Consider the following 23636-nt stretch of genomic DNA (forward strand, 5'->3'; position numbering starts at 1 on the left):
TCCAGTCCCTGCGTAACGCCCGCCAATATACCATTGGGCGCCTCATCCCAGGGCTCCGCCCGTTCGCAATGGAAAGGCTCCACTGGAGCCTTTCTCACTCATTGCTCACCCCCCGACAAATACCGCTTCTTCGCCTCTGCCATCCGCCCCATATCGCGCACAGCATTCTCAATCGCGACCTCATCCGACTTGTCCGCATACCGGAACTCACTATCCGCGTAGCGGTTGATCTCCTGCACCACCATCTCTACCGTGATCGGCTGGCGCATCCCCTCGATCATCGCCTTCTTCTCATCGTAGCCTTTGAACAGGAACAGATCGGGCTGTTCCATCCATTCATCCGGCAGTTCGAAATCCATCGCCCGGACCTTCACCGCATCCGTGATGTTCTTGATCGCGCGGCCCGTGAACCGCGGGTCCGCCTCCTGAATCCCCTTCAGATACGTGCCCAGCTTGTTGATCGTGTCCAACTCACCAATCTCGCCCCGAACCGCCTCATAGACCGTCAACAACCCCGCCTCATGGGGCTTAGAATGCCCCTCAAACGACGCGGCCACTGCTTTCTTGATCTGCTGCGCTTCAAAAACCTCATGCTGCCCCAGCGGAATATCGTGGTTCTTGCCCATCAACAGGTACAGGATATCGACATAATCCTCCCGCGTCTGCGGCCCATCCACCAAAAACCGCGCCCCGGCCCGCTGGCGCAAAGCGTCATCCACATTCTCCGGATAGTTCGAGAACATCCCGAACGTACAATTCCCCCGCACCACGGTATTCGCGCCCGCAAAGCTCTCCATCAACACAGCCGTAATTTCCAACTGCCCCGCCGAGGATTGCCGATCCCCCCGCTTGCCCGCCAGCTGGTCAATATCGTCAATCGTCCCGAACCCGATCACCGACGGATCAATGATGTTATTGATAAACGCCTTCGCGTTCTGCCCTGACTTCCCCTGATAGCTGTCGATATTATCCGTGCTCAGGTTCTGATACCGAAACGGATAGCCCGCGTTCCCGCAATACTCCGAAATCAGCCCCGCCATCATCTGAATAAGCGTCGTCTTCCCCGTCCCCGGTGCGCCGTCGCCCATGAAGGTAAAGATGAACCCGCCCAGTTCGGCAAAGGGGTTCAGCCGCCGGTCAAAGTCATAGGCCATCAACATCTTGGCGAGCTTCATCGCCTGATACTTGGCAATATGGTTGCCCACGACCTCATTGGGCTTCTTGAAGGTCATGGTCAGCTTGGTGGACTTGGCCTTGGACGCAGGAGAGAACCCGGAAACGGTGAAATCATCCGCCTCCACCCGCCAGGACGCGCTGGCAAACCCCTCCAGCCGAGGCGCCCCCTGCGCACGCAGCGCCACCTTTTCCATCAGCACTTCCGCAAAGGCCGCCACCGTCGCCACCAGCCGCTCATCGTCGCTGCCATGCGCTGCAATGTCCTGATCCAACTCCCACAGCGCACCGTGCAACGCAGTCTGACCATTGTCGGTCAACACCTCATCCACATCGCCGACCTCAACGGAAACCTCCGGCAAATGCGAGGACAGCAAATACGCCGTCGCATTCCCGAACACATAAAGCGTCACCAAGGCCTCCGCCGCCAGCAATTCCGAAAACTCCGACTTGCGCGCCGCAGGCAGCGACCCTTCCAGATTGGCCCGCTTGAGATCACCCAGCCCCGACTGCTCCGCCACGTTCTCCGCCACCGCGAGCGCAATCGCAATCGCCCGGCGCAGCACATTCATCACCACCGCCTGTTGAGGCGACACCAAAGCATCCCCCTCATCCGCCCCTTCAATCCGCGCCAGCAACTGCACCGCCCCCGCAGGCGTGCGCCGCTGCGTCACCAACCCCGGCGTGGTCGATCGAAACCGCCGCCGCGTGCCAATGCCCGAAGACTTCTCAACCCCCTGCTCCGCCACCGCCTTGCCAATCCGCGGCGCATGATCAAACCCCGTCAGCAACGCCAGAGCGACGGCCATATGCCCGTTGATATCTTCTTCCCGCAGTTCCATCGCATCTGACGTCTGGCTCATCCCTCAATCCTTCTCATCTCAACAAAACGCACCTCAATAACGACGCGCATCCGCCCCTTCCAAATGGTTCTAAAAACCCCCTCGGAGAGCTAAAATCCATTGCGCTTCGGAAAACACAATGCGCCGACGATACCCTGCTGCGCTACGCGCTCTCGGGACATCGTCGGCATGTGATACATTTGTTTTTCCAAAGCGCCTCAATACTGCAACACCCGCCCCTTGGGGCTGACCACAAATTTCCGAACCGACCCAAATCCCGGCGGGTTCTTCTCCTCCAACACCTGATACGGCCGCTGCGGCAAGATAATGCTCCGCTCCACCCGCGTGGCCCCCAGATCAGCGCCTTTGCCACCAAAGGGATCAAGCGCAAAGACCTCGCGCTCCACCGTGGAGAACCACCCGGATTTTTCGAGGGTCACCCGGTCACTGACCAACTCTTCCTCGGTCCAGACGAGCGCCCAATCCTGCCCCTTCGGTGCCCGTGCCTCTGCCAAGACCTCGCGCAACGGCCCCGCCTGCTGCGTGAACGCATGGCTGTACATCGGCCCCAGATGAAACCGCCGCAGCCGCTTGGGGTGCAGATCGTCGAAATCCTCGTCAAATCCCTTGGCAATGGTCAGCAGTTTCAATCCGCCCAGCGCCTGCGCGCTCAGATGCGCCTGCACCTCCGGCCACCGCCGTGTGTCCTTGGGCAGCCCGATGTCGCCGGAATCCTCCACCTCCATCATGTAGATCACCGGCAGGTTCACCTGGCTGTCATAGCTCGCCCAATGCAGCCGGAACGTGCGCCTCCCGTCGGAATGGGTGACCATCCACTCTGCTTCCGGGTCATTCTGTACCCAGAACAATTCCCCCTTCGCCAGATCCTCATAATAGAGCCGTTGTGACAGCGCGAATTGCAACTTCGTCGGCACCTTGCGGTCGCTCAGAATGGTATGCACCATCTGATCCTTCAGCGCCTCAACGCTGGGCATATCCTCCAGATGCCGTGCGGCCTGCTGCGCGTCATTGGCCATGGTCATGATCTCTTCGGCCACCGGAAACCCAGAATCCCGCGCGTCCATCGTCAGAGAGCCAAAGAACCGACCCGTCTCACGCCCCACCAACAGATACTTCAGGCTCAACGCCCGAAACGTGAACGTCAGCTTGGTCGCATACCGCGTGAGGATCACCACCTCATCCCGCGTCAGCCCACCTTCCGCTTCCATCACGCCTGCGACCCGCAGCATATGCTGCATGATACCTTCGAATTTGTGGAAGTACCGGCGCGACGCGAAAGTATCGGACAGGCCGACATGGTCCTTGTTCGGGGTGTGATCAGCCATCTCGCCCTTGCCTGCTGTCGCGCAGCCTAAGCACCTCGATCTGCGTTTCAGTCACTCTGTAAATGAGAACAAATGGCGTCTTTGGGATTGGCATCCTCCGAACACTTTCCATGTTTGGCACGCGCTGGCCTATATACGGGTGCACCTTCAAAAGACTTTGCAGGTTGATAAGACTTTGCGCGGCGTTTTCACGACCCGCCGGAAAGACACTGCCATAATACTGCCGAAACCAAGCTGAGTCCCGAAGCGCCCTTTCGGAATACTTGATACGCATTCAGTCATTCGACCTTCGGCATCGGGAGCTCGTTTTCCGTATCCCAACTCTCCACCCAAGCGGTGAAGGCTTCTTCACTGATGAATCGGCCTTTGTCCGCTTCGATAATCGCTTCTTCAATTGCAACCCGCTCCGCTGCTTGGCCATTCAAATGGGTTCTAATTGCCCGCGTTGCGATCTGCGTGGCCGACACATCCTGCCGCGCGGCCTCTTCTTCGATGGCTGCTTTCAGGTCCGCGTCAACGCGCATGGTAAAAGGTACGGTGGTCATTGACGTTTCCTTTGGTGGCTATGTATCACAATGTATGACATTGCGCACATTTGGTCAAATTGCAGACCTGTAGGATTGCTCATAACCCTACATGACAAATGCATCGACAACCCAGATCGCACCAACTGCAAGGGCAGCCGCAATCCCAAAGACCAACCTCAGGTTCGCGTAGTGCCACCGGGTACGAGTTGTCGTCTTAACCTCAGGCGTTTTCGACGTGCCATCACCCCCCATACTGATTGCTGTCATGCTTCTCGATAATCTTCTGGAACCGCCGGGCAAACCGCTCATCCGCCTTCGCCTTCGCCTCCAAAACCTCCCGCGCAAAGACCATATGATCCTCGTGTTTCTCCATCATCTCCGCCATCCGCGCGTTCGTTGCCGCACCGATCCCGGCCATGGCGCTCTGCGCTTCCTGATCCGTCTGCACGCCGATCTCGTTGATCCTGTGCGCCACGTCCTGCTGCTGCGCGGTCTTCAGTGACTTGGTCAGCGCATCATAGAGCACAACCCGCTGCTTGGTGTCTGTCTGCAACTTGTTGATCAACACCATCTGCGTCGCCGCCTGGTTTTGCAGTGAATCGATCCAGGTCTTCCCCTTCTCGATATACCGCTCCAGCGTCTGGCTCTTGGCCAGCTTCACCTGCTCGTCCTGCACCATCGCATTGTAGCGCGTGTTGGCATCCGCCAACTCCGTCTCCAGCTTGGTGCGCTTGGCGGCGTCGGTCTCTGACGCAATGGCGTTCTCCAGCTTGATGATCTCCGGATCCATGCCTTGAATATCGCTGCGCAGGCTCTCCAATTCACCCACCGTGAACTCCCGTTCATCCAGCGTTTCGGTCAGGTTCGCCTCCACCTTGACCTTCTGCTCTTCGAGCATGGTCAACTGGCCCTCCAGCAACTGCACAATGGTATCCGACTTCGAGATCAGATCCTGCAACTTGTCGTCAATCGATGCCGTGCGCACGCGTTCCTGCCGCATGCTGTCCGCCTTGGCCGACGAAAAGATACCGACAAAGCTCTCCCAGCCCGTCTTGTTGCGCATCTCATCAAAGTCTTTGCTGAACCCGGCGGTCACATCGTCCAGCCCCATGATCAGCTCAGCGATATTGGCGTTCATGACTTCCGTATGGGCATGCACATCCTCAAGCGAGGCGTTCTCGATGTCGATCATCGCATCATCGCCCGTCTTCATCTTGGCGCGCGCGGTCTCGATCCGGGCCGTCAGTTCCGCGATCTTGCCCTGCGCCTCCGCCACCTGCGACTGGGATTCCCGCACCTGTGCATCCAAATTGGCCATCTAACGCTCCCTTTTCACTATTCTTTTCATCAATATATGCAATGTGAAGGCATTTTACATCCCCTCACACCACCGTTTAGTCAAGTCTTGCAAAAGCCAGCCGCCTTGAAAAGACCCCGCAATGGGTCATGAACCATCAGCCGCCCGGCCCGGATTGACACCTGCGCGGCGGGCCGTCGCAGCCAACCCCAGCAGGAACAGAACACCCGCGGCCACGTACCCTCCCAGGATCTGCTGGATGTCGCCGTAAGGCAGTGCCGTCACATCCGACGCGGCCCCGGCGGCCAAGAACAGCGACGCGGCAAAGGCCAACTTCCCAGCCAAGTTCTGCATCGACACATAGGTCGCCCGCACCTCATCGCGCAGCAGCGGCTGGATGCGCCCCATCTTGAACGGATGCGACAGCGCATCCGGCACGATCCGCAAGAACAGCACCGCAATGGCAATCCAGCTTTGCGTCAGCGTCAGAACCGCGATCAGGCCGATCTGCATCCCGAAGGCCAGCAGCAAGATCCCCGTCAACCCCAGGCGCCTGCGCAGCCGCAAGGCATAGAGCGACGCCGCGAAAGACATCAACATCATCACCGCAGAAACCACGCCACTCACCAAGGGGGTTTCATCCCTGAGCCCCACCTCTGCCAGCGATGCGGCGATAAAGGGCTGGCCAAAGACAAACGGCAAATGGCTGAACCCGTACATCACCACCGCCAGCACAAAGATCCAGCGCAGAACCGGCTGGCCAAAGGCCTCGCGCAGCGCGGGCAATTGCCCGATCATGGGTCCAACGCTCTGCTGGGTTGGAGGCTCCGTCAGCCGCCAGGCCAGCAGCATTGCGACCCCCATCGCCATGCCACCCGCCCAGAACGTGGCCGGATAAGACCACAACGCCATCGCCCCGCCCAGGATCGCAGAAATCGCAAACCCCCAGAGCGAGAATTGCAGCGCGCGGGTTTCCTGCGCCTCCACCTCATCCTCCCGCCCCAAGGCCGCAAGGGTCTCATAGAGCGTCGCACTGTCCGTCCCGGACAGAAACGCCGTCCCCGCCCCGATCAGGGTTTGCCCCAGAACAAACACTGCAAATCCATCTCCAAGGGCCAGACACACCGCCCCCATCGCGCCAAAAAGCGCCCCTGCGATCAACGTCCGGCGGCGCCCCATCCGGTCTGACAACACGCCCAACGGCACCTCCAAAACCGTGACGGAGATGTCATAGATCGCATAAAGCGCAATCGCAGCAGCGGGCGATACCTCTTGCTGGAAGTACAAAAACCAGATCGCCTGCCAAAACAGCAGCGAATGGGCGAACTTGAACCACGGATACAGCCGCAGATTTCTGGCCATACCGGTTCCGGCCAGGCTCACGATCCGATCAGCGCCTTGATCATGTCGCTGTCCGGATCGCCAAAGGCATCGATCACATCAAAGTGGTGCAACCCTTCGGCCACAACGCGCCGTGCCCCCCATGCGCGCGACAATGCTTCCGCCTGCTCCAGAAACGCGGGCCGCTCATCGCCGCCGACCCAGACGGTCACCTTGACCCCATGCGGTGGGGTCATGTTCACCGGGCTTTCGGCCAGTGCCGCCGCCTCATCCAGCCCGAAAATCTCATTCATCGAGGTCTGCAAAAGCGGCATCAGATCCGCCACCGGAGAGATCGGCACAACCGCCTCGATCCGGTCGCGCACCTCCGCAGGCAGCACCAGCGGGTCCATCATCCGCGCCACCAGATGCCCGCCTGCCGAATGGCCCGCCAGCGCCATCGGCCCGTGGGTCCGGCTGGCCACCTTGGTCACAGCCGCTGCAATCTGTCGGGTGATATCACCAATCGCCACATCCGGGCACAGATCATAAGACGGCATCGCCACGGCCCAGCCCCGCGCCAGCGGCCCCGCTGCCAGATGCGACCAAAAGCTGTTGTCGAAAGCCTTCCAGTAGCCGCCATGCACAAACACCGCCGTGCCACGCGGCACCCCTTCGGGCATGAACATGTCAAACACCTGCCGCGGGGAGGGTCCATAAGACACACCCACCTGCGCCCGCGCGCCCAGAGAGGCCCGAAACGCAGCCGCAGCTTTCTCCCATCTGGGCGGAAAATCAGCAGCCCCTTCAATGTACTCACCGTTTTTGTAGGCCTCATCAAGCTGCATCTGTCTTCTCCTTCTGACGTGCCCGCGTGCCACACAATGCAAAGCGGAACTGGACAATCATAGCCATTGTTGCTTTGGGTGCCACAAACAAAAGCGGAGACATCTCATGACCAACGCGACAACTGATCTGAAATCCATGCTCAAAGACCCCAGCCTGCTGGAAACCCGCGCCTATATCGGCGGCCAGTGGGTCGATGGCGATGATGGCACCTTTGACGTAACCAACCCCGCCCGTGGCGATGTGGTGGCAAAGGTCGCCAATCTCAGCCGCGCGCAGGTGGCAGGTGCCATTGCCCAGGCCGAAGCCGCGCAAAAGGAATGGGCCAGCTGGACCGGCAAAGAACGCGCAGGCGTGCTGCGCAAATGGTTCGATCTGATGATGGCCAACCAGGACGACCTCGGCGCGATTCTGACAGCAGAGCAGGGCAAACCGCTTGCCGAAGCCAAGGGTGAGATCGGCTATGGCGCGTCCTTCATCGAATTCTTCGGCGAAGAAGCCAAACGCATCTACGGCGAGACGATCCCCGGCCACCAGCGCGACAAACGCATCACTGTGCTGAAGCAGCCCATCGGGGTTGCAGCCTCCATCACGCCATGGAACTTCCCTAACGCAATGATCACCCGCAAAGCCGCCCCCGCGCTGGCTGCCGGCTGTTCCTTCGTCGCCCGCCCCGCCGCTGAAACCCCGCTGTCGGCCATCGTCATGGGTGTCTTGGCCGAACGCGCAGGCATCCCCGCAGGCGTGTTCAACGTGGTGCCGTCCTCCTCCTCCTCCGCCGTTGGCAAGGAATTCTGCGAAAACCCCGCCGTGCGCAAAATCACCTTCACAGGCTCCACCGAAGTGGGTCGCATCCTGCTGCGCCAGGCGGCTGATCAGGTGATGAAATGCTCCATGGAACTGGGCGGCAACGCGCCGTTCATCGTGTTTGATGATGCAGACCTCGATGCCGCCGTCGAAGGCGCGATACTCTGCAAATTCCGCAACAACGGCCAGACCTGCGTCTGCGCCAACCGCATCTACGTGCAGGCAGGCGTCTACGACACCTTCGCCGAGAAACTGAAGGCGCGCGTGAGCCAGATGAAAATCGGCGACGGTTTTGAAGAAGGCGTCGACCTCGGCCCCCTCATCAACCCCGCCGCAGGTGAGAAGGTCAAAGAGCACATCGACGACGCGGTTGCCAAAGGTGCCACCGTGATCCTCGGCGGCAATGGCGCGATGGACGGCAACTTTCTGCCCCCCACCATCGTCACCGGCGTCACGCAGGACATGCAGGTCGCACAGGACGAAACATTCGGCCCTTTCGCCCCGCTCTTCAAATTCACCGACGAAGACGAAGTCATCGCCATGGCGAACGACACCATCTTCGGCCTCGCCTCCTACTTCTACGCCAAAGACCTTTCCCGCGTGTACAAGGTCGCCGAGGCACTGGAATACGGCATCGTCGGCGTGAACACCGGCATCATCTCGACCGAAGTTGCACCCTTCGGTGGCGTCAAGCAATCCGGCCTTGGCCGCGAAGGCTCCCACCACGGGATCGAAGACTATCTTGAGATGAAATACATCTGCATGTCGGTCTGATCCGACACCACCACCACATCAAAGGGCCGCGCATCGCAGCGGCCCTTTTTCATGCACTCTGCACCGCCGCCCTCACCGCATTGAACGCCTCCACAGGCATCCGCGCAAAGGTCAGGTCAATCGGTAACTCGTTGTCCTCCTGCCACTGGTTGAGCGTGTAAACGACACCCGCACCAGCCCAGACCCAGCTGCGCGGGTCCAACCCTGTGTCGATCAGCGCATCCGCATCTTCGGCACGGTAGAGCTGCTTGAGGGTGACACCAAGCGCCTCCGCCAACCCCTGTCCGGGCAGGCCAATCGCCTGTGCCGCAGCCGCCTTGTAGCGCCCGAACAACTCAGCGACCTGTGCCTCCCGCTCCTCATGGTCGATCGACGCATGGGGGTCCTCAAAGAACATGTGCGACGTCGCCAGCCCAACCTCCGGCGTGCCCTCCGCCGCTGCGACCTCTGCCCAAGCCTCCTCCTCTTCCAGCATCGCCTCCAACCCTTTGAGTATGGTCGCCAGCTCCGCCTCCGGCAGGCCCATCTCGCGCATCTTGGCTTCTGTTGCTGCGGCCATATCCGCAAGCCGTTTGCCGGACACGCCCTCCGCAGCGATCCGCGCAAAACCGTCCGCATCCGCCGCAACAAGCCGTGTGAACAACGCGCCCAGATCGTCGGTCACCGCCCACTGCCAAATCGAAACCTCGCCCATTGCACCCACCTTCCCAAAAAAATGTGATCAACCGCCAAGGATTGACCATTCAGCCCCGTCATACTCCTGTAGTGCTTATGGAAACCAGTGATAACAGCCTTGCGCAGGCCGCCGCAGATGGTGACAGAACCGCTTTCGCCACCCTGCTGGAGCGGCAATACGACCGGCTGTTCCGCCTGTGTTTCCGCCTGACCGGCGCGCAGGCAGAGGCCGAAGACCTGACCCAGGACATCTGCGCCGCCCTGCCCGCCAAGCTGCGCAGCTACCGGGCAGAAGCGGCGTTCACCACATGGCTCTACCGGATCGCGGTCAATGCCGCCCACGACCGCCGCCGCAAACAGGCCAGCCATGCAAAGGCCGCTGACGGCTGGGGCGATTGGGAAGTGAACCGACGGGCGGGAGATGATGAAGCGGCTGAAGCCGTCGACTGGCTGACCACCGCAATGCGCAGCCTGCCTCCCGACTTGCGCGACACGCTGGCGCTGGTGCTGGATGACATGACCCACGCCGCTGCCGCCGACATCCTGAACGTCTCCGAAGGCACCATCAGCTGGCGCATCTCCGAGGCCAAGAAACACCTCAAACAAAAGCGCAAGGAGGAAGAGCAATGAGCGACGACCTCGACGATCTCAAATCTCTCATGGACGCGGCCACGCCCCGTCCTGACCCGGCGCGCCGTGCAGAAAACATCGCCCTTGCGCAAAAAAACTTCGATGCGCTCCAAGGATCGCGGACCGCCGCGCGTCCTACTTCTGATCGCCCGAAACGGGGCGTCTTTTCAGGAGTAGTTCACATGTTTTCCAATCTTGTCTCATCACGCGCCGGTCTCACTGCCTCGACTGCCCTGGTGGCCGTCGGCCTCGTTATGGTCACGCCGATGCGTGACAACCTGCGTCTGCCCGGAGGGCTTGAGAGCCGCAACGAAGCAATCCCGGTTGTTGAGCCAGCCATCGAGGACGAACCGTTTGCCGACATCCCGTTTATGGTCGAACCCACAGAACCCATGCTGGAAGCCGAAATCGCAGCCGCCCCGCTGGCCGCAACACGCAGCCGCAAGGCGGTTTCCGGCATCGCGCTGGACCAAGACGCGCCCATCGCGCTCCCCGAATCCAACACCGAAACCTTCGCCAATGCCCCGGCAAACCCAGTACAGATCACGGCGGAAACGCCCGTCTCAACCTTCTCCATCGACGTGGACACTGCGTCCTACGCGGTCATCCGCCGCGCCCTCACAGGCGGCATGATGCCCCCACAAGACGCCGTGCGGATCGAGGAAATGGTGAATTACTTCACCTACGACTATGCCGCACCTGAGGCAGGCACCGCCTTCCAACCAACCGTCTCGGTCACGCAAACCCCGTGGAACCCTGACACCCAACTGCTGCACATCGCCCTGCAAGGCGACATGCCCGCCGTCGCGGACCGCCCGCCGCTGAACCTTGTGTTCCTCATCGACACGTCTGGCTCCATGAACAGCCCCGACAAACTGCCCCTGCTCAAACAGAGCTTCCGCCTGATGCTGAGCCAGCTGCGCCCCGAGGATGAAGTCGCCATCGTCACCTATGCCGGCAGCGCAGGCGAAGTCCTCGCCCCCACCAAGGCGTCAGAACGCAGCACGATCCTCGCAGCGCTCAACCTGCTGGATGCAGGCGGCTCCACCGCTGGGCAAGCAGGCCTGCAACAGGCCTACGCCACCGCCGATGCGATGCGCGCGGAGGGTGAAGTCAACCGCGTGATCCTGGCCACCGACGGCGATTTCAACGTCGGGCTTTCCGACCCCGACGCACTGAAAACCTACATCGCCGACAAACGCGACACCGGCACCTACCTCAGCGTGCTGGGCTTTGGTCGTGGCAATCTGGATGACGCCACGATGCAGGCGCTGGCGCAGAACGGGAACGGGCAAGCCGCCTATATCGACACGCTGTCCGAAGCGCAGAAAGTGCTGGTTGACCAACTCACCGGCGCGCTTTTCCCCATCGCCAATGACGTCAAGATACAGGTTGAGTTCAATCCCGCCACCGTGTCGGAATACCGCCTGATCGGCTATGAAACCCGGAGCTTGCGCCGGGAGGATTTCAACAACGACCGCGTGGATGCAGGCGACATTGGCGCAGGGCATCAGGTGACGGCCCTCTATGAACTCACGCCGACAGGCTCCCCCGCGCAGCTTTCTGACCCGCTGCGCTATGGCAATGGCGACAACGCGACAGCCCCAAGCGATGAACTCGCCTTCCTGCGCCTGCGCTACAAGACGCCCGGCGATGCGGACAGCGCCCTGATCGAAACCCCGATCACCACTGGCGCCTCAGCGCCCGCATCCTTCGCAGCCGCCATCGCTGGCTTCGGCCAACTGCTGCGCGGCGGCACCTATGTGGGCGACTGGAGCTATGCCGACGCCATCGCACTGGCCACCGCAACCAAAGGCGCAGACCCCTACGGCAGCCGGGCCGAGGCCATCCAGCTGATGCGGCTGGCGCAAAGCCTCTCGGCACAATGATCTGCCGCCTGTCCTGACAGTCAGGACACGGCACACCCGCGCAGCAGCTTCCAAATGGTTCTAAAAACCCCACCGGAGGTCTGGAATCTCTTTTGATGGTCCAGAAGAGATTTTAACGCTCCGCGGGGGTTTTTGAACCATTTGGAAGAGCAGGAGCGCGGCGATCCACAAACAAGAAAGGCCCAGTGTCCTGCACTGGGCCTTCCTTTTCTTAACCTACTGAAAGGATCAGTTTACCGCAGCGGCCTCTACAACGTCCTTTTGCAGGGAGGGCGTGTCAGACGCGATCTGGATCTGGCGTGGTTTCAGGGCCTCAGGCACCTGACGCTCCAGCTCGATGTGCAGCATACCGTCGGCGTGGGCCGCACCGGTGACCTGCACATGATCGGCCAGATGGAAGCGGCGCTCAAATGCGCGCGTGGCGATGCCACGGTGCAGGAATGTCTTGTCCTTGTCCTCATCCGCTTTGCGGGCGGAGACGATCAATGCTTTTTCACGGACCTCAACGCTCAGATCAGCGTCGGAGAAACCTGCAACCGCGATGGAGATGCGGTAGGCATCATCGGCGGTTTTCTCAATGTTGTAAGGCGGATAGCTGGGGATGGTCCCCTCGTTGCTCAATACCCTGTCCATCATGTTGGCAATCTGGTCGAAACCGACGCTGGAACGGTAGAGCGGTGCAAAATCAAAAGTACGCATGTGTCATCCTCATCTTTGAGCGATTATGGTCAGGACCTTCCATCAGCGGACAGGCCCGATTGCAGTGTCGTCCGAACCCTGAAGCGGCATTCGGACAATTCGTATTTGGTGAGGGTCAATCCGGGTTTCAAGACCCTTTTTGAAAGGGCCAGAGCCAATCAGGGTTTGACGAACTTTGCGCCGGTGTCCCGCGCATCCTTGCCCACCAGCACCCGCTTGCGGCCCGGACCGGAGGCGTCATAGACACCCTTTCCTGCCAGCAGATCCGCCTGCAACTGGGCCAAAGGCGCGTCCAGCGCCGTGCCCAGCGACACCTGCGCGCCATCCACTTCTGCCTTGGCCGACACGACCGACACGATATGCACCTTGCCGTTCAACACGGTGAAAATCGGCGCGCCGCTTGATCCAAAGTCAACAGAACAGGAGGTGACCAGCACCCCTTCCTGTTGGGTGATCACCGTGCAGACCTCTTGCAAGGTTGGTGCCTCTGACCGGTCGCGGGCATAACTCACGATGCCAACGGAATCGCCCGGACGGGGCCGCGCGCCGGTGGCCAGCGGGGTGATGGTCGTGTTGCGGATGGGGCGTTCCAGTTCCAGCAACGCCAGATCATTGCGCACCCGGCCCGAAGACACTTCACCGTCATACATGTATTCAGGATGCACCACGGCGCGGCGGATGTTGCGATAAGCACCCGCACGCCCATTGCGCCAGCCCGCCAGAAACTGCACGTCAGCGGGATTGATCCGCTCTTTGCTGTCGCGATCAAACAGGCAATGCGCCGCCGTCAGCACCAGACGCGGCGCGATCAGTGCCCCCGTGCAAAACCCGGTCCCGCCGATGTTGAGACGGCCCACGGCCTCCCAGGCATCTGCTTCGACACCGGAATCAAGGCGTTTGAGCGCCGCATCCTGCGCCGTTGCCGTTGTCGTGAGGACGACGGCCATCAAAAAGAGTACCAGATAACGCAGCACAACAAACCCCAGAACAATGGATGGCCCGAAGTTGCCGTAAAGTTGAGGCAAAACTAAGGCAAAAGTTTACCGTAATCTGGGCACGCCATCGAAGGCACCCTGTTCTGTGCTCAGGGCAGGCGGCTTTGGCCCGCCCCATGCCCAGTCCAGCAATTCCACCGTATGCACCACCGGAACCCCGGCGGCGGACCCGATCTGCATCATGCAGCCGATGTTGCCCGCCGCAATGATATCCGGGTTGCGCGCTTCCAGCGTCTTCACCTTGCGCTCTTTCAACTGGGCCGAAATCTCCGGCTGCATCAGGTTGTATGTGCCTGCCGATCCACAACACAAATGGCTGTCTGCTGGCTCCACCACCTTGAACCCCGCCTGCTTCAGCAGATCCTTCGGGTAGGTCTTGATCTGCTGGCCATGCTGCAAGGAACAGGCCGCGTGGTAGGCAATCGTCAGCCCCTCGGGCACCGGGTCTTTGGGCGCGCCCATCTCAACAGCATCCCTGCGCAGCTCAATCAGCACTTCGGAGATATCCTTCGCCCGCGCCGACACCCGCGCCGCATCCCCCGCCAGCGGATCATTGCGGAACATATGCCCGTAGTCCTTCACGGTCGTGCCACACCCGGACGTATTGATCACAATCGCATCCAGCCCACCTGCATCCATCTCAGCGCACCACGCCTTGATGTTGCGCGCGGCTGTCGCGTGGCTCTCATCTTCTTTGCCCATGTGATGCGTCAGCGCCCCACAACACCCCGCACCTTCGGCCACCACAACCTCACAGCCCATCCGGGTCAGCAGCCGGATGGTGGCATCATTGATGTCCGTGTTCAGCGCTTTCTGCGCACAGCCTGTCATCAAGGCCACCCGCTTCTTGCGCGCCCCCACGGGCGCAAAACTCTGCGGGTCATCATTGCGACTAACCGGCGGGATCACCTTCGGCGCCATCTCGATCATCGCGCGCAACCGGGCGTCGGGCATCAGCCGCGCAAAGGGCCGCGCCATCTTGGCGCCCAACAGCGCCAACCGGAACCGCATCGGATAGGGCAACACCCGCGCCAGCACCCAGCGCAACGCGCGGTCGGTGAAGGGCCGTTTGTAGCGTTCCTCGATATACGCCCGCGCATGGTCGACCAGATGCATGTAGTGCACGCCCGAGGGGCACGTGGTCATACAGGCCAGACAAGACAGGCAGCGGTCGATGTGCTTGACCGTCTTTTCATCCGGGTCGCGGTCGTTCTCCAGCATGTCCTTGATCAGGTAAATCCGCCCACGCGGGCTGTCCAATTCATCGCCCAGCACCTGATAGGTCGGACAGGTCGCCGTGCAGAACCCGCAATGCACGCAGGCCCGCAGAATCTCATTGGCACGCGCCGTGCCGGGGTCTTTGAGCTGCTCTGGTGTAAAGGTCGTCTGCATCAGGTCATCACTCCGGGGTTGAGGATCCCGCGGGGATCGAACTTCGCACGCAGCCCTTCGGACAAGGCCGTAACAGTCGGGTTCTGCGGCTGGAACGACGGCACGCTGCGGCGCAGGTCTTCGGGTGCTTTGACAACCGTCGTATGCCCGCCCAGACGCGCAGCCGCCCCGTGCATCACGGAGACCGCATCACCAGCGCCGACATCCAGACCGCTCCAGATCAACCCGCCGCCCCAGTCAAGGTAATGCGTCGCCTCAGCCCCCTCATCCACCGCTGCGATGAAGGCCGCGGCCTGACTGGGCCTCAGCGCTGTGCGCGTCACGCAGGCACTCTCCGCCAGATAGGCCATATCTCGGATGTCGGCCCAGAGCGTTGCTGTCCCATCGCTCTCAACCGTCGCCGCGCCATAGGCGGCCAACTCTTTGACCAATGCCCCCGCGCGATAGGCGACAGAGCCTTCCATCCCCTCCACCCGCAGATGCAATGTGCCACCGTCCCCGAACGGCCCATAAAACGCCCCCGTCACCTCAAACGGCGTGGTCAGAGCAGCCGACATCGCGGCAACCGCCCGGCCCGCGTCCAGACCCGCAATCGTCACCGTCACCGCTGCATCCGGGCGCGGCAGTACCTTCAGGGACACTTCCGTCAGTGCCCCCAACGTGCCGTAGGCCCCGCACATCATCTTGGTCAGATCATAGCCGGTGACGTTCTTCATCACCCGCCCACCGTTCTTCAGCACCGTGCCCGCGCCATCCACAAACCGCACGCCCAGCAGCGAGTCGCGACAGGCCCCGACCGCGGACACCCGGCGCGGACCGGACACATTACACGCCACCACACCGCCAATCGTCGGCACGCCCTCTGTGCCCAGCAGTCGCCGCATGTCAGATGGCTCAAACGCCAGCATCTGCCGCTCCGCGTCCAGCGCGGCCTCCACTTCCGCCAGCGGCGTGCCGGCCTTTGCCACAAGCGTCAGCGCGCCCGGTTCATACAAGGTGATCCCGCTCAGCCCCGCCAGCGACAGCACATCGCCGTCTACAGGCCGTCCAATGGGCCGTGTGCCACCGCCTTCGATCCGCAATGGACCCTTGGCCGCCGCGATCTGCGCAGCAACCGCGTCTTCCGTCTCTGGTCGCATGAGGGCGCCCCTTCTTTGATTATTCTGCGGCAACCCGCCGGTGGGGGGCGCTGGTCTCCAACGGGAAAACCTTCGCAGGGTTCAGCAGCCACTGCGGGTCAAACACGTCTTTCACCGCCATCTGCGCGGCCATATCCTCAGGCGCGAATTGCACGTTCATCAGATCGCGCTTCTCAATCCCCACGCCATGTTCACCAGTCAGGCATCCGCCGACTTCCACGCACAGCTTGAGAATATCCGCGCCAAACGCCTCGCACAGTTCCAGATCACCGGGCTTGTTGGCGTCAAACAGGATCAGCGGGTGCATGTTCCCGTCTCCTGCATGGAACACATTGGCCACGCCCAGCCCGTATTCCTTGGACATCTCGCCAATCCGGCGCAGCACCAGCGGCAGTTCCGACACCGGGATCGTGCCATCCAGACACATGTAATCATTGATTTGCCCCATCGCGCCAAAGGCCGACTTGCGCCCCAGCCAGATGCGCCCCGCTTCCTCCGCATCCGCCGCTTCGCGCAGTTCAACCGGGTTATGCTTGGCGGCGATCTGCTTGATCAGACCCAGTTGCGCGTCAATCTCCGCGTCAGATCCTTCGACCTCCACGATCAGCAGCGCCTCGCACATCGGATAGCCCGCTTTGGCAAAGGCCTCACAGGCTTCGATGCAGGGGCGGTCCATAAACTCAATCGCCACAGGCAGAATGCCCGCCTTGATGATGTCGCTCACCACCTGCCCCGCCACTTCGCTGCTGTCATAGCCCATCAGCACCGGCCGTGCCCCTTCGGGCTTGGGCAGGATGCGCAATGTGGCTTCCGTCACCACGCCCAACTGCCCTTCGGAGCCGCAGATGAGACTGAGCAGATCCAACCCAGCCGCATCCATATGCCCGCCACCCAACTCCGTCACCGTGCCATCCATCAGCACCAGCTTGACGCCAAGCAGGTTGTTCGTGGTCACGCCATACTTCAGACAATGCGCCCCGCCGGAATTCATCGCGATATTGCCCGCAATCGCGCAGGCCAACTGGCTGGAAGGATCAGGCGCGTAAAAGAACCCGTCCGCCTCAACCGCACCTGTGACACTCAGGTTGGTGCGGCCCGTCTGCACCCGGATAAGCCGGTCGTCATAATCCACCTCCAGCACATCGGCCATGCGCGCCACACCCAGGATCACACTGTCGGCTGTGGGCAACGCCCCACCGGCCAGCGATGTGCCCGACCCGCGCGGCACCACGGGTACGCCTTCCTCATGGCAAATGCGCAGGACGGCGGACACTTCTTCGGTGTCGCGCGGCAGGACCGCCACCATCGGCGGGCAGCGGTAGGCCGCCAGCCCGTCACACTCATAGGCCTTGGTCTCTGCCACGTCGTGAATCACGGCGTCATCGGGCAGGACCTCTTGCAGGCGCGCAACGACGCGGGCCTTGCGCGCCAGAATGGCGGGATCGGGGCGTGGCATTTCCATCGTGCATCTCCTCTTTGGTAAAATAATATTACCAATTTTGCGGGCTGGCAAGTTCTATCCGCAGACCCTAAGAACGCGCCATGACCCTGCTTGACCGCCTGACCCTGTTTTCGCCCCTCGATTTTGTCGCCATCACGACGATAATCGTGGTCTGGCTGGCGATGGGCTGGCGCATTGAGCATCCTAGCGCGAAAAAGCAGTCCGTCTCCAAAATAATGGCGGAGTATCGGCGCGAATGGATGCGCCAGATGATCACGCGCGAGCCGCGCATCTTCGATGCCCAGACCATCTCGACCCTGCGGCAGGGCACGTCGTTTCTGGCATCCACCTGCGTGATCGCAATTGGCGGCTGCCTTGCCCTGATCGGCAACACCGAAAGCCTTTCTGGCGTGGCAGAGGAGTTGATCTCCACCATGCACCCGAAAATCGTTTGGGAAATCAAAATCTTGCTGGTGGTGTTCTTTCTGACCAACGGGTTTTTGAAGTTCCTGTGGTCCAACCGATTGTTTGGATATTGTTCGGTCCTGATGGCCGCCGTGCCCAATGACCCCAAAGACCCAAACGCCCCCCGCATGGCCCATAAAGCCGCCGAACTGAACGTCGCCGCCGCGCGCAGCTTCAACCGCGGCCTGCGCGCCGTCTACTTCGGCCTCGCCTCTGTCGCCTGGCTGGCCGGCGCGCTGCCGCTGCTTGGCACAACGCTGATCACGCTGATCGTCATCTGGCGGCGGGAATTCGCTTCCCGATCCCGTGAGGTGCTATTGGAAACGTAAACCGGCAAGTTATATGCTATTTACATAACATCCGGCGCATTTACGCCATGTTTTCAATTCAGAGTGTCTGTCATGTTGCTACGAACCACTATTGCCTTTGCCCTTTGCGCGGCCCCCGTTTTCGGGGATCCTCCTGTCATCAATGACGTGAAAGCCAAGAAATCTGGGGGTTCATGGACCTTTGACGTCACCCTCAGCCATGGCGATACCGGCTGGGACGACTATGCCGACGGCTGGCGTATCCTGGACGCCAACGGCGCTGTGCTTGGCCTGCGCAAACTGGCCCACCCGCATGTCAACGAACAACCCTTTACCCGGTCGCTGTCCGGCGTTTCCATCCCCGAAGGCCTGGGCACCGTGGGCATTCAAGCCAGCGATTCGCGCGGCGGCTGGTCCTCCGGCGTGATGCAGTACAAACTGCCCTGATCACCACACCGATCAACCGGATCTTCGGTGCGACCCTCGCCGCTGTTGCAATCCGGATGACCGTGAGCCGAGGATGGCCGGGCAGGCCAGTGTCTCTCCCCTGCGCACCCCCCACGTTCCACCCTTGATAGACAGGCCCACGGGGTGCTATTGCAGCCCCATGACACAAGTGTTTGATATCGGCGATCACGCCCGCCTGCTGGAGCGGTTCTTTACCCTCTTTGCGCAACTGCGCGCGCAATCCTGATCAGACCCTGACGGTGCCCCCGGCACCACTGCGCCTTTCTGCTGACATTCCATCGAAATGAGAGACACCAATGTCCCCTAAAACGCTCTATGATAAAATCTGGGATGCCCACCTCGCCCATGAGGCTGAGGACGGCACCTGCCTTCTGTATATCGACCGCCATCTGGTGCACGAAGTGACCAGCCCGCAAGCCTTCGAAGGGCTGCGCATGACAGGCCGCACCGTGCGCGCGCCGGACAAGACCATCGCCGTGCCGGACCATAACGTGCCCACCACGCTGGACCGCGCAAACGCCGCGACCATGACCGAAGACAGCCGCGTGCAGGTCGAAGCGCTCGACAAGAACGCCAAGGACTTTGGCATTCACTACTATCCTGTGTCCGACATCCGTCAGGGCATCGTGCACATCGTCGGACCCGAACAGGGCTGGACCCTGCCCGGCATGACCGTCGTCTGCGGCGACAGCCATACCGCGACCCACGGTGCCTTTGGCGCACTGGCGCACGGCATCGGCACCTCCGAGGTGGAACACGTTCTGGCCACGCAAACGCTGATCCAGCAAAAGTCCAAGAACATGAAGGTCGAAATCACCGGCAAACTCCGCCCCGGCGTCACCGCCAAGGACATCACCATGTCCGTCATCGGCGTCACCGGCACGGCAGGCGGCACCGGCTATGTGATTGAGTATTGCGGTGAAGCAATCCGCGACCTGTCCATGGAAGGGCGCATGACCGTCTGCAACATGGCCATCGAAGGCGGTGCACGTGCGGGCCTGATCGCACCGGATGAAAAGACGTTCGAATATTGCAAGGGCCGCCCCCACGCGCCCAAGGGTGCCCAGTGGGAAGCCGCGATGGAATGGTGGAAGACCCTCTACTCCGACGATGACGCCGCGTGGGACAAGGTGATCACCATCAAGGGCGAAGACATCGCGCCGGTTGTCACATGGGGCACCTCCCCCGAAGACGTGCTGCCCATCACCGCCAACGTCCCCGCCGCCAGCGACTTCGAAGGCGGCAAGGTTGGTGCGGCGGAACGCGCGCTCGAATACATGGGCCTGACCTCCGGCACACCGCTGGCTGATATTGAAATCGACACCGTGTTCATCGGCTCCTGCACCAACGGCCGGATCGAGGATCTGCGCGCCGCTGCGGATATCCTCAAGGGCAAGAAGATCGCCGTGAAGCGCGCGATGGTCGTTCCCGGTTCCGGCCTTGTCCGCGCACAGGCCGAGGAGGAAGGGCTTGCCGACATCTTCAAGGAAGCCGGTTTTGAGTGGCGTCTGGCAGGGTGTTCGATGTGTCTGGCGATGAACCCCGATCAGCTGCAACCCGGCGAACGCTGTGCCGCGACCTCCAACCGCAACTTCGAAGGCCGTCAGGGCCGCGGTGGTCGGACGCATCTGATGTCGCCAGCAATGGCGGCCGCTGCGGCGGTGACCGGAAAGTTAACAGATGTGCGGGAGCTGATGTAAATCACGCAACGTACGTTGCCGGTGTACAGGTTGTGTACAGTTTGTGCACAGCCTGTGACACTTAACAAAATCTTACCACATCAACATCTTGTGGCCCGACCTTAGGAGTCCCCTAGAATGGACAAATTCGACACTCTCACCGGCATTGCAGCGCCGATGCCCCTGATCAACATCGACACCGATATGATCATCCCCAAACAGTTCCTCAAAACCATCAAGCGCTCCGGCCTTGGGGTGAACCTGTTTGACGAAATGCGCTACGATGACGACGGCAATGAGATCCCCGATTTCGTGCTGAACAAAACCCAGTATCGCGACGCTGAAATCCTCGTCGCCGGCGATAACTTCGGCTGTGGTTCCTCCCGCGAACACGCCCCCTGGGCGATCAAGGACTTCGGCATCCGCTGCGTTATCGCGCCCAGCTACGCCGATATCTTCTACAATAACTGCTTCAAGAACGGCATTCTGCCCATCGCCCTGCCCCAGGAACAGGTCGATGTGATCATGAAGGATGCCGAAAAAGGGGCGAACGCCCGCGTCTCAATCGACCTTGACGCACAAACTGTGACCACATCCGACGGTGAGGTTTTCAGCTTCGAAGTAGATGCGTTCAAGAAGCATTGCCTGATGAACGGCCTTGATGACATCGGTCTGACCATGGAAAAGGCCGCTTCCATCGACAGTTTCGAGGCCGCAGCGGCACAAAGCCGCCCGTGGGTGTAAGTCTGCGCAAAGAAATTGCAGAAAAAATGGGCGCATAAGTCGCTGATTTTTAGAAATTATTGTGGGCACTGCGGAGGTGCCCACAACATCTTGCGTTCTGCCATCAATTCGCCTTTTTGTTGATGCAAGAACGCACCACCCTCTCCATCAAATCGCCCCATACCTTTCGTCTTATTAACCAACGCACTTGAGGAATGTGACGAAAGAAGGCACAAATTGGGCAGAATTGAGGCAGCCCTCCATACCGCTTGGAGGCAACAAGTTGGGACAAGCACACGGCAACGTATCGTGGCTGACCAGTTTGGAAGGGTAGATACGTGATTGGACGGATGACAGGCGCAGCCGTGCGCGGGTTGTTGGTGGCGTTGCTGATTGCAACGCCTGCTTTGCTGTTGCCCGGCGTCGCAGCGGATTCCACCCAGATCACCGTGCTTGTGGCTCTCCTTGCCGCTTTCCTCACCTTCGTTGAGTACAACTCCAATTTCCCCAGCATCGTTGAGTTCCGCGATGCCCCACCGTTCAACCGCCTGCGGTACCTCGCGCTGCTGGTCACGGTGGTCATGCTGAGCCTTATCATCAAGGGGGAGACCGACCCGACACCAATGACCAACGCGCTCGCGTCCATTGGCACGATCCTGGGCAATGCGATTGATTTCCCCTACTCACCTGTGCGGCTGGTGGTTCTCATGCTGCCCGCTGAAGCCAGTACAGCACTGGTGGATTCTGTGCGCACTTCGGCTGGTCTGGCCTATCTGATCTCTCTGGTCACCATGACCGCTTTCTTGTTTCTGGTCCGCGTTCTGGGCTGGCCTGCACGGGGCGGTGCCTTCAACGTGTGGGTCAACCTGCCGCTGTTTGACCCGACCGCAGGCGGTGATGTCCTGCAACGTTTGCAGCGTGATGCGCGGATCAACATCGCCCTTGGTTTCCTGCTGCCTTTTGTCATTCCCGCAGTGGTCAAGGCGGCTGCTGATCTGATAGACCCGATCACATTGCAAAACCCGCAAACCCTCATCTGGACACTCAGCGCTTGGGCCTTCCTACCTGCCAGTATGATCATGCGCGGCATCGCCATGGGCCGGGTCGCGGATATGATCCTCGACAAACGCCGTCGTGCCTACGCAGACGCCGAAGCGCAGGGCGAGGGCGACTTTCAAGCCGCTTGAGACAGTTCTGCACGGCACTTTTACTCTGTCTGATTGCGCTTCCTGCAACCGCTGAGACGCTACGCATCGCCACATTCAACACCGAACTCAGCCGCAAGGGCCCCGGCCTTCTGCTGCGCGACATCCGCAAGGGGGACGATCCGCAGGTCAATGCGGTTCTGGATACCCTCCAACAGGCGGACGCGGATGTTATCACCCTGCAAGGGTTTGACTATGATCTTGGCAACGCCGCCCTTGAAGCCTTTGCCAAAGCCCTCAGCGACCGGGGTTCGCCCTATCCTTACCACTTCGCAGGGCCACCCAATGCCGGGTTGCAGACCGATCTGGACATGGACGGCGATGGAAAACCCGGTGGCGCAGGGGACGCCCAAGGCTATGGCCGCTTCTATGGCGCTGGCAGCATGGCAATCCTTTCCAAATTACCGATAGCAGGTGAAGACATCGATGACTTCTCGACCCTGCTCTGGCGCGATCTGCCGGGCGCGCTGTTGCCGCAGACCGAAGCCGGGCCGTTCCCGAGTGCTGAGGCGCAATCGATCCAGCGGCTGTCCTCCCACGGTCATTGGATCATCCCACTGGAGCATCCCACATTGGGACGCATCCAGTTGATGACCTTCCACGCCAGCCCCCCGGTTTTTGATGGTCCCGAAGACCGCAACGGCAAGCGCAACCATGACGAGGTGATCTTCTGGATCCATCTTCTGGAGGGACGCTTGGACGTGGTGCCAAAAAAGCCCTTTGTCCTGACAGGCGATGCCAACCTTGATCCCGCCAAGGGCGATGGCCGCAGCATTGCCATTCAGAACCTACTGGCCCATCCCATGCTGCAAGACCCGCTGCCAGACCAGCCCACGGTCACGTGGAGCCAAACCGGCCCGATGCGCGTGGATTACGTTCTGCCCTCACGCGACTGGCAGATCACAGGCGCGCAGGTCATGCCAATCAACCCTGAAGCGAGCCGCCACAGCCTGGTCTGGGTGGACCTGACAAAGTAGCCCTTCTTGACCCTCCGCC

23 protein-coding genes are annotated in these 23636 nt (G+C 60.8%); 10 read left to right on the top strand and 13 right to left on the bottom strand.

Going from position 1 to position 23636, the window contains the following annotated elements; all coding sequences use genetic code 11:
* Positions 1-98: 98 nt before the first annotated feature.
* The 7 genes from Q1A91_RS18400 to Q1A91_RS18425 form a co-directional block, all read right to left on the bottom strand.
* Positions 99-2036: an ATP-binding protein gene (locus tag Q1A91_RS18400; protein ID WP_299880984.1), complete on the bottom strand. Its 1938-nt coding sequence runs from the start codon at positions 2034-2036 to the stop codon at positions 99-101.
* A gap of 197 nt (positions 2037-2233) precedes the next feature.
* A complete protein-coding gene (locus Q1A91_RS18405; RefSeq protein ID WP_299880987.1) occupies positions 2234-3361 on the bottom strand; it encodes a hypothetical protein in 1128 nt (375 codons plus the stop codon).
* Positions 3354-3635 (bottom strand): type II toxin-antitoxin system RelE/ParE family toxin, encoded by a 282-nt coding sequence (locus Q1A91_RS23715; protein ID WP_367278694.1) that lies wholly within the window; start codon positions 3633-3635, stop codon positions 3354-3356. The genes Q1A91_RS18405 and Q1A91_RS23715 overlap by 8 nt, the downstream gene beginning before the upstream one ends.
* Before the next feature lie 4 nt (positions 3636-3639).
* Entirely contained in the window at positions 3640-3906 is a 267-nt protein-coding gene (locus tag Q1A91_RS18410) for a hypothetical protein (protein ID WP_299880990.1), read from the bottom strand.
* 223 nt (positions 3907-4129) lie between these two features.
* On the bottom strand, positions 4130-5206 hold the full coding sequence (locus Q1A91_RS18415; protein ID WP_299880993.1) for a hypothetical protein: 1077 nt from the start codon (positions 5204-5206) through the stop codon (positions 4130-4132).
* Positions 5207-5332: 126 nt separating this feature from the next.
* Positions 5333-6547, bottom strand: a complete 1215-nt coding sequence (locus tag Q1A91_RS18420) for an MFS transporter (RefSeq protein ID WP_299880996.1) — start codon at positions 6545-6547, stop codon at positions 5333-5335.
* Between the two features lie 17 nt (positions 6548-6564).
* Positions 6565-7353 carry an alpha/beta hydrolase gene (locus Q1A91_RS18425; protein ID WP_299880999.1) on the bottom strand — a complete coding sequence of 263 codons (789 nt, stop codon included), beginning with the start codon at positions 7351-7353 and terminating at the stop codon, positions 6565-6567.
* Positions 7354-7459: 106 nt separating this feature from the next.
* Here Q1A91_RS18425 and Q1A91_RS18430 point away from each other — a divergent pair, with 106 nt between their 5' ends.
* Positions 7460-8932 (top strand): NAD-dependent succinate-semialdehyde dehydrogenase, encoded by a 1473-nt coding sequence (locus Q1A91_RS18430; protein WP_299881002.1) that lies wholly within the window; start codon positions 7460-7462, stop codon positions 8930-8932.
* Positions 8933-8981: 49 nt separating this feature from the next.
* Here the strand turns inward: Q1A91_RS18430 and Q1A91_RS18435 are convergent, their stop codons facing one another.
* The gene (locus Q1A91_RS18435; protein ID WP_299881005.1) at positions 8982-9626 is read right to left on the bottom strand and encodes a hypothetical protein; all 645 of its coding nucleotides are present in this window, start codon (positions 9624-9626) and stop codon (positions 8982-8984) included.
* 77 nt (positions 9627-9703) lie between these two features.
* Here Q1A91_RS18435 and Q1A91_RS18440 point away from each other — a divergent pair, with 77 nt between their 5' ends.
* Together Q1A91_RS18440 and Q1A91_RS18445 are read left to right on the top strand one after the other, a co-directional pair.
* Positions 9704-10237 carry an RNA polymerase sigma factor gene (locus Q1A91_RS18440; protein WP_299881008.1) on the top strand — a complete coding sequence of 178 codons (534 nt, stop codon included), beginning with the start codon at positions 9704-9706 and terminating at the stop codon, positions 10235-10237.
* Entirely contained in the window at positions 10234-12126 is a 1893-nt protein-coding gene (locus Q1A91_RS18445) for a VWA domain-containing protein (protein WP_299881011.1), read from the top strand. The genes Q1A91_RS18440 and Q1A91_RS18445 overlap by 4 nt, the downstream gene beginning before the upstream one ends.
* A 228-nt stretch (positions 12127-12354) precedes the next feature.
* On the opposite strand, the gene Q1A91_RS18450 is transcribed toward Q1A91_RS18445, so the two are convergent.
* The 5 genes from Q1A91_RS18450 to Q1A91_RS18470 all read right to left on the bottom strand — a co-directional run bounded on the left by Q1A91_RS18450 (position 12355) and on the right by Q1A91_RS18470 (position 17813).
* A complete protein-coding gene (locus Q1A91_RS18450) occupies positions 12355-12825 on the bottom strand; it encodes an Hsp20 family protein (RefSeq protein WP_299881014.1) in 471 nt (156 codons plus the stop codon).
* 158 nt (positions 12826-12983) lie between these two features.
* Positions 12984-13772 (bottom strand): trypsin-like serine protease, encoded by a 789-nt coding sequence (locus Q1A91_RS18455; RefSeq protein WP_299881393.1) that lies wholly within the window; start codon positions 13770-13772, stop codon positions 12984-12986.
* Between the two features lie 93 nt (positions 13773-13865).
* Positions 13866-15212, bottom strand: a complete 1347-nt coding sequence (gene glcF, locus Q1A91_RS18460; protein WP_299881017.1) for a glycolate oxidase subunit GlcF — start codon at positions 15210-15212, stop codon at positions 13866-13868.
* Complete coding sequence (locus Q1A91_RS18465; protein ID WP_299881020.1) at positions 15212-16351, bottom strand: FAD-binding protein; 1140 nt, start codon at positions 16349-16351, stop codon at positions 15212-15214. The genes glcF and Q1A91_RS18465 overlap by 1 nt, the downstream gene beginning before the upstream one ends.
* Before the next feature lie 19 nt (positions 16352-16370).
* Positions 16371-17813, bottom strand: coding sequence for an FAD-linked oxidase C-terminal domain-containing protein (locus Q1A91_RS18470; RefSeq protein ID WP_299881023.1), 1443 nt, complete (start codon positions 17811-17813; stop codon positions 16371-16373).
* Between the two features lie 80 nt (positions 17814-17893).
* On the opposite strand from Q1A91_RS18470, the gene Q1A91_RS18475 reads away from it, so the two are divergent.
* The 7 genes from Q1A91_RS18475 (at position 17894) to Q1A91_RS18505 (ending at position 23617) form a co-directional block, all read left to right on the top strand.
* Positions 17894-18586 carry a DUF599 domain-containing protein gene (locus tag Q1A91_RS18475; RefSeq protein WP_299881026.1) on the top strand — a complete coding sequence of 231 codons (693 nt, stop codon included), beginning with the start codon at positions 17894-17896 and terminating at the stop codon, positions 18584-18586.
* A gap of 72 nt (positions 18587-18658) precedes the next feature.
* Positions 18659-19012, top strand: a complete 354-nt coding sequence (locus tag Q1A91_RS18480; protein ID WP_299881028.1) for a hypothetical protein — start codon at positions 18659-18661, stop codon at positions 19010-19012.
* A 124-nt stretch (positions 19013-19136) separates the two neighbouring features.
* A complete protein-coding gene (locus tag Q1A91_RS18485; protein ID WP_299881030.1) occupies positions 19137-19259 on the top strand; it encodes a hypothetical protein in 123 nt (40 codons plus the stop codon).
* Between the two features lie 70 nt (positions 19260-19329).
* Positions 19330-20733 (top strand): 3-isopropylmalate dehydratase large subunit, encoded by a 1404-nt coding sequence (gene leuC, locus Q1A91_RS18490; RefSeq protein ID WP_299881033.1) that lies wholly within the window; start codon positions 19330-19332, stop codon positions 20731-20733.
* Between the two features lie 117 nt (positions 20734-20850).
* Positions 20851-21456: a 3-isopropylmalate dehydratase small subunit gene (gene leuD, locus Q1A91_RS18495; RefSeq protein ID WP_299881036.1), complete on the top strand. Its 606-nt coding sequence runs from the start codon at positions 20851-20853 to the stop codon at positions 21454-21456.
* A gap of 329 nt (positions 21457-21785) precedes the next feature.
* Complete coding sequence (locus Q1A91_RS18500; RefSeq protein ID WP_299881040.1) at positions 21786-22622, top strand: hypothetical protein; 837 nt, start codon at positions 21786-21788, stop codon at positions 22620-22622.
* Positions 22619-23617: an endonuclease/exonuclease/phosphatase family protein gene (locus tag Q1A91_RS18505; protein WP_299881083.1), complete on the top strand. Its 999-nt coding sequence runs from the start codon at positions 22619-22621 to the stop codon at positions 23615-23617. Before Q1A91_RS18500 ends, Q1A91_RS18505 begins: the two co-directional genes overlap by 4 nt.
* The last annotated feature ends 19 nt before the right edge of the window (positions 23618-23636 follow it).

The organism is uncultured Sulfitobacter sp. (assembly GCF_947500075.1).
In the GTDB taxonomy this organism is placed as follows: Bacteria; Pseudomonadota; Alphaproteobacteria; order Rhodobacterales; family Rhodobacteraceae; genus Sulfitobacter.

Bases quoted from the DNA above. Each gene is read 5' to 3' on its own strand.
- Q1A91_RS18400 (WP_299880984.1), bottom strand. From the start codon at position 2,036: ATGAGCCAGACGTCAGATGCGATGGAACTGCGGGAAGAAGATATCAAC.
- Q1A91_RS18405 (WP_299880987.1), bottom strand. From the start codon at position 3,361: ATGGCTGATCACACCCCGAACAAGGACCATGTCGGCCTGTCCGATACT.
- Q1A91_RS23715 (WP_367278694.1), bottom strand. From the start codon at position 3,635: ATGCGTATCAAGTATTCCGAAAGGGCGCTTCGGGACTCAGCTTGGTTT.
- Q1A91_RS18410 (WP_299880990.1), bottom strand. From the start codon at position 3,906: ATGACCACCGTACCTTTTACCATGCGCGTTGACGCGGACCTGAAAGCA.
- Q1A91_RS18415 (WP_299880993.1), bottom strand. From the start codon at position 5,206: ATGGCCAATTTGGATGCACAGGTGCGGGAATCCCAGTCGCAGGTGGCG.
- Q1A91_RS18420 (WP_299880996.1), bottom strand. From the start codon at position 6,547: ATGGCCAGAAATCTGCGGCTGTATCCGTGGTTCAAGTTCGCCCATTCG.
- Q1A91_RS18425 (WP_299880999.1), bottom strand. From the start codon at position 7,353: ATGCAGCTTGATGAGGCCTACAAAAACGGTGAGTACATTGAAGGGGCT.
- Q1A91_RS18430 (WP_299881002.1), top strand. From the start codon at position 7,460: ATGACCAACGCGACAACTGATCTGAAATCCATGCTCAAAGACCCCAGC.
- Q1A91_RS18435 (WP_299881005.1), bottom strand. From the start codon at position 9,626: ATGGGCGAGGTTTCGATTTGGCAGTGGGCGGTGACCGACGATCTGGGC.
- Q1A91_RS18440 (WP_299881008.1), top strand. From the start codon at position 9,704: ATGGAAACCAGTGATAACAGCCTTGCGCAGGCCGCCGCAGATGGTGAC.
- Q1A91_RS18445 (WP_299881011.1), top strand. From the start codon at position 10,234: ATGAGCGACGACCTCGACGATCTCAAATCTCTCATGGACGCGGCCACG.
- Q1A91_RS18450 (WP_299881014.1), bottom strand. From the start codon at position 12,825: ATGCGTACTTTTGATTTTGCACCGCTCTACCGTTCCAGCGTCGGTTTC.
- Q1A91_RS18455 (WP_299881393.1), bottom strand. From the start codon at position 13,772: ATGGCCGTCGTCCTCACGACAACGGCAACGGCGCAGGATGCGGCGCTC.
- glcF (WP_299881017.1), bottom strand. From the start codon at position 15,212: ATGCAGACGACCTTTACACCAGAGCAGCTCAAAGACCCCGGCACGGCG.
- Q1A91_RS18465 (WP_299881020.1), bottom strand. From the start codon at position 16,351: ATGCGACCAGAGACGGAAGACGCGGTTGCTGCGCAGATCGCGGCGGCC.
- Q1A91_RS18470 (WP_299881023.1), bottom strand. From the start codon at position 17,813: ATGGAAATGCCACGCCCCGATCCCGCCATTCTGGCGCGCAAGGCCCGC.
- Q1A91_RS18475 (WP_299881026.1), top strand. From the start codon at position 17,894: ATGACCCTGCTTGACCGCCTGACCCTGTTTTCGCCCCTCGATTTTGTC.
- Q1A91_RS18480 (WP_299881028.1), top strand. From the start codon at position 18,659: ATGTTGCTACGAACCACTATTGCCTTTGCCCTTTGCGCGGCCCCCGTT.
- leuC (WP_299881033.1), top strand. From the start codon at position 19,330: ATGTCCCCTAAAACGCTCTATGATAAAATCTGGGATGCCCACCTCGCC.
- leuD (WP_299881036.1), top strand. From the start codon at position 20,851: ATGGACAAATTCGACACTCTCACCGGCATTGCAGCGCCGATGCCCCTG.
- Q1A91_RS18500 (WP_299881040.1), top strand. From the start codon at position 21,786: ATGACAGGCGCAGCCGTGCGCGGGTTGTTGGTGGCGTTGCTGATTGCA.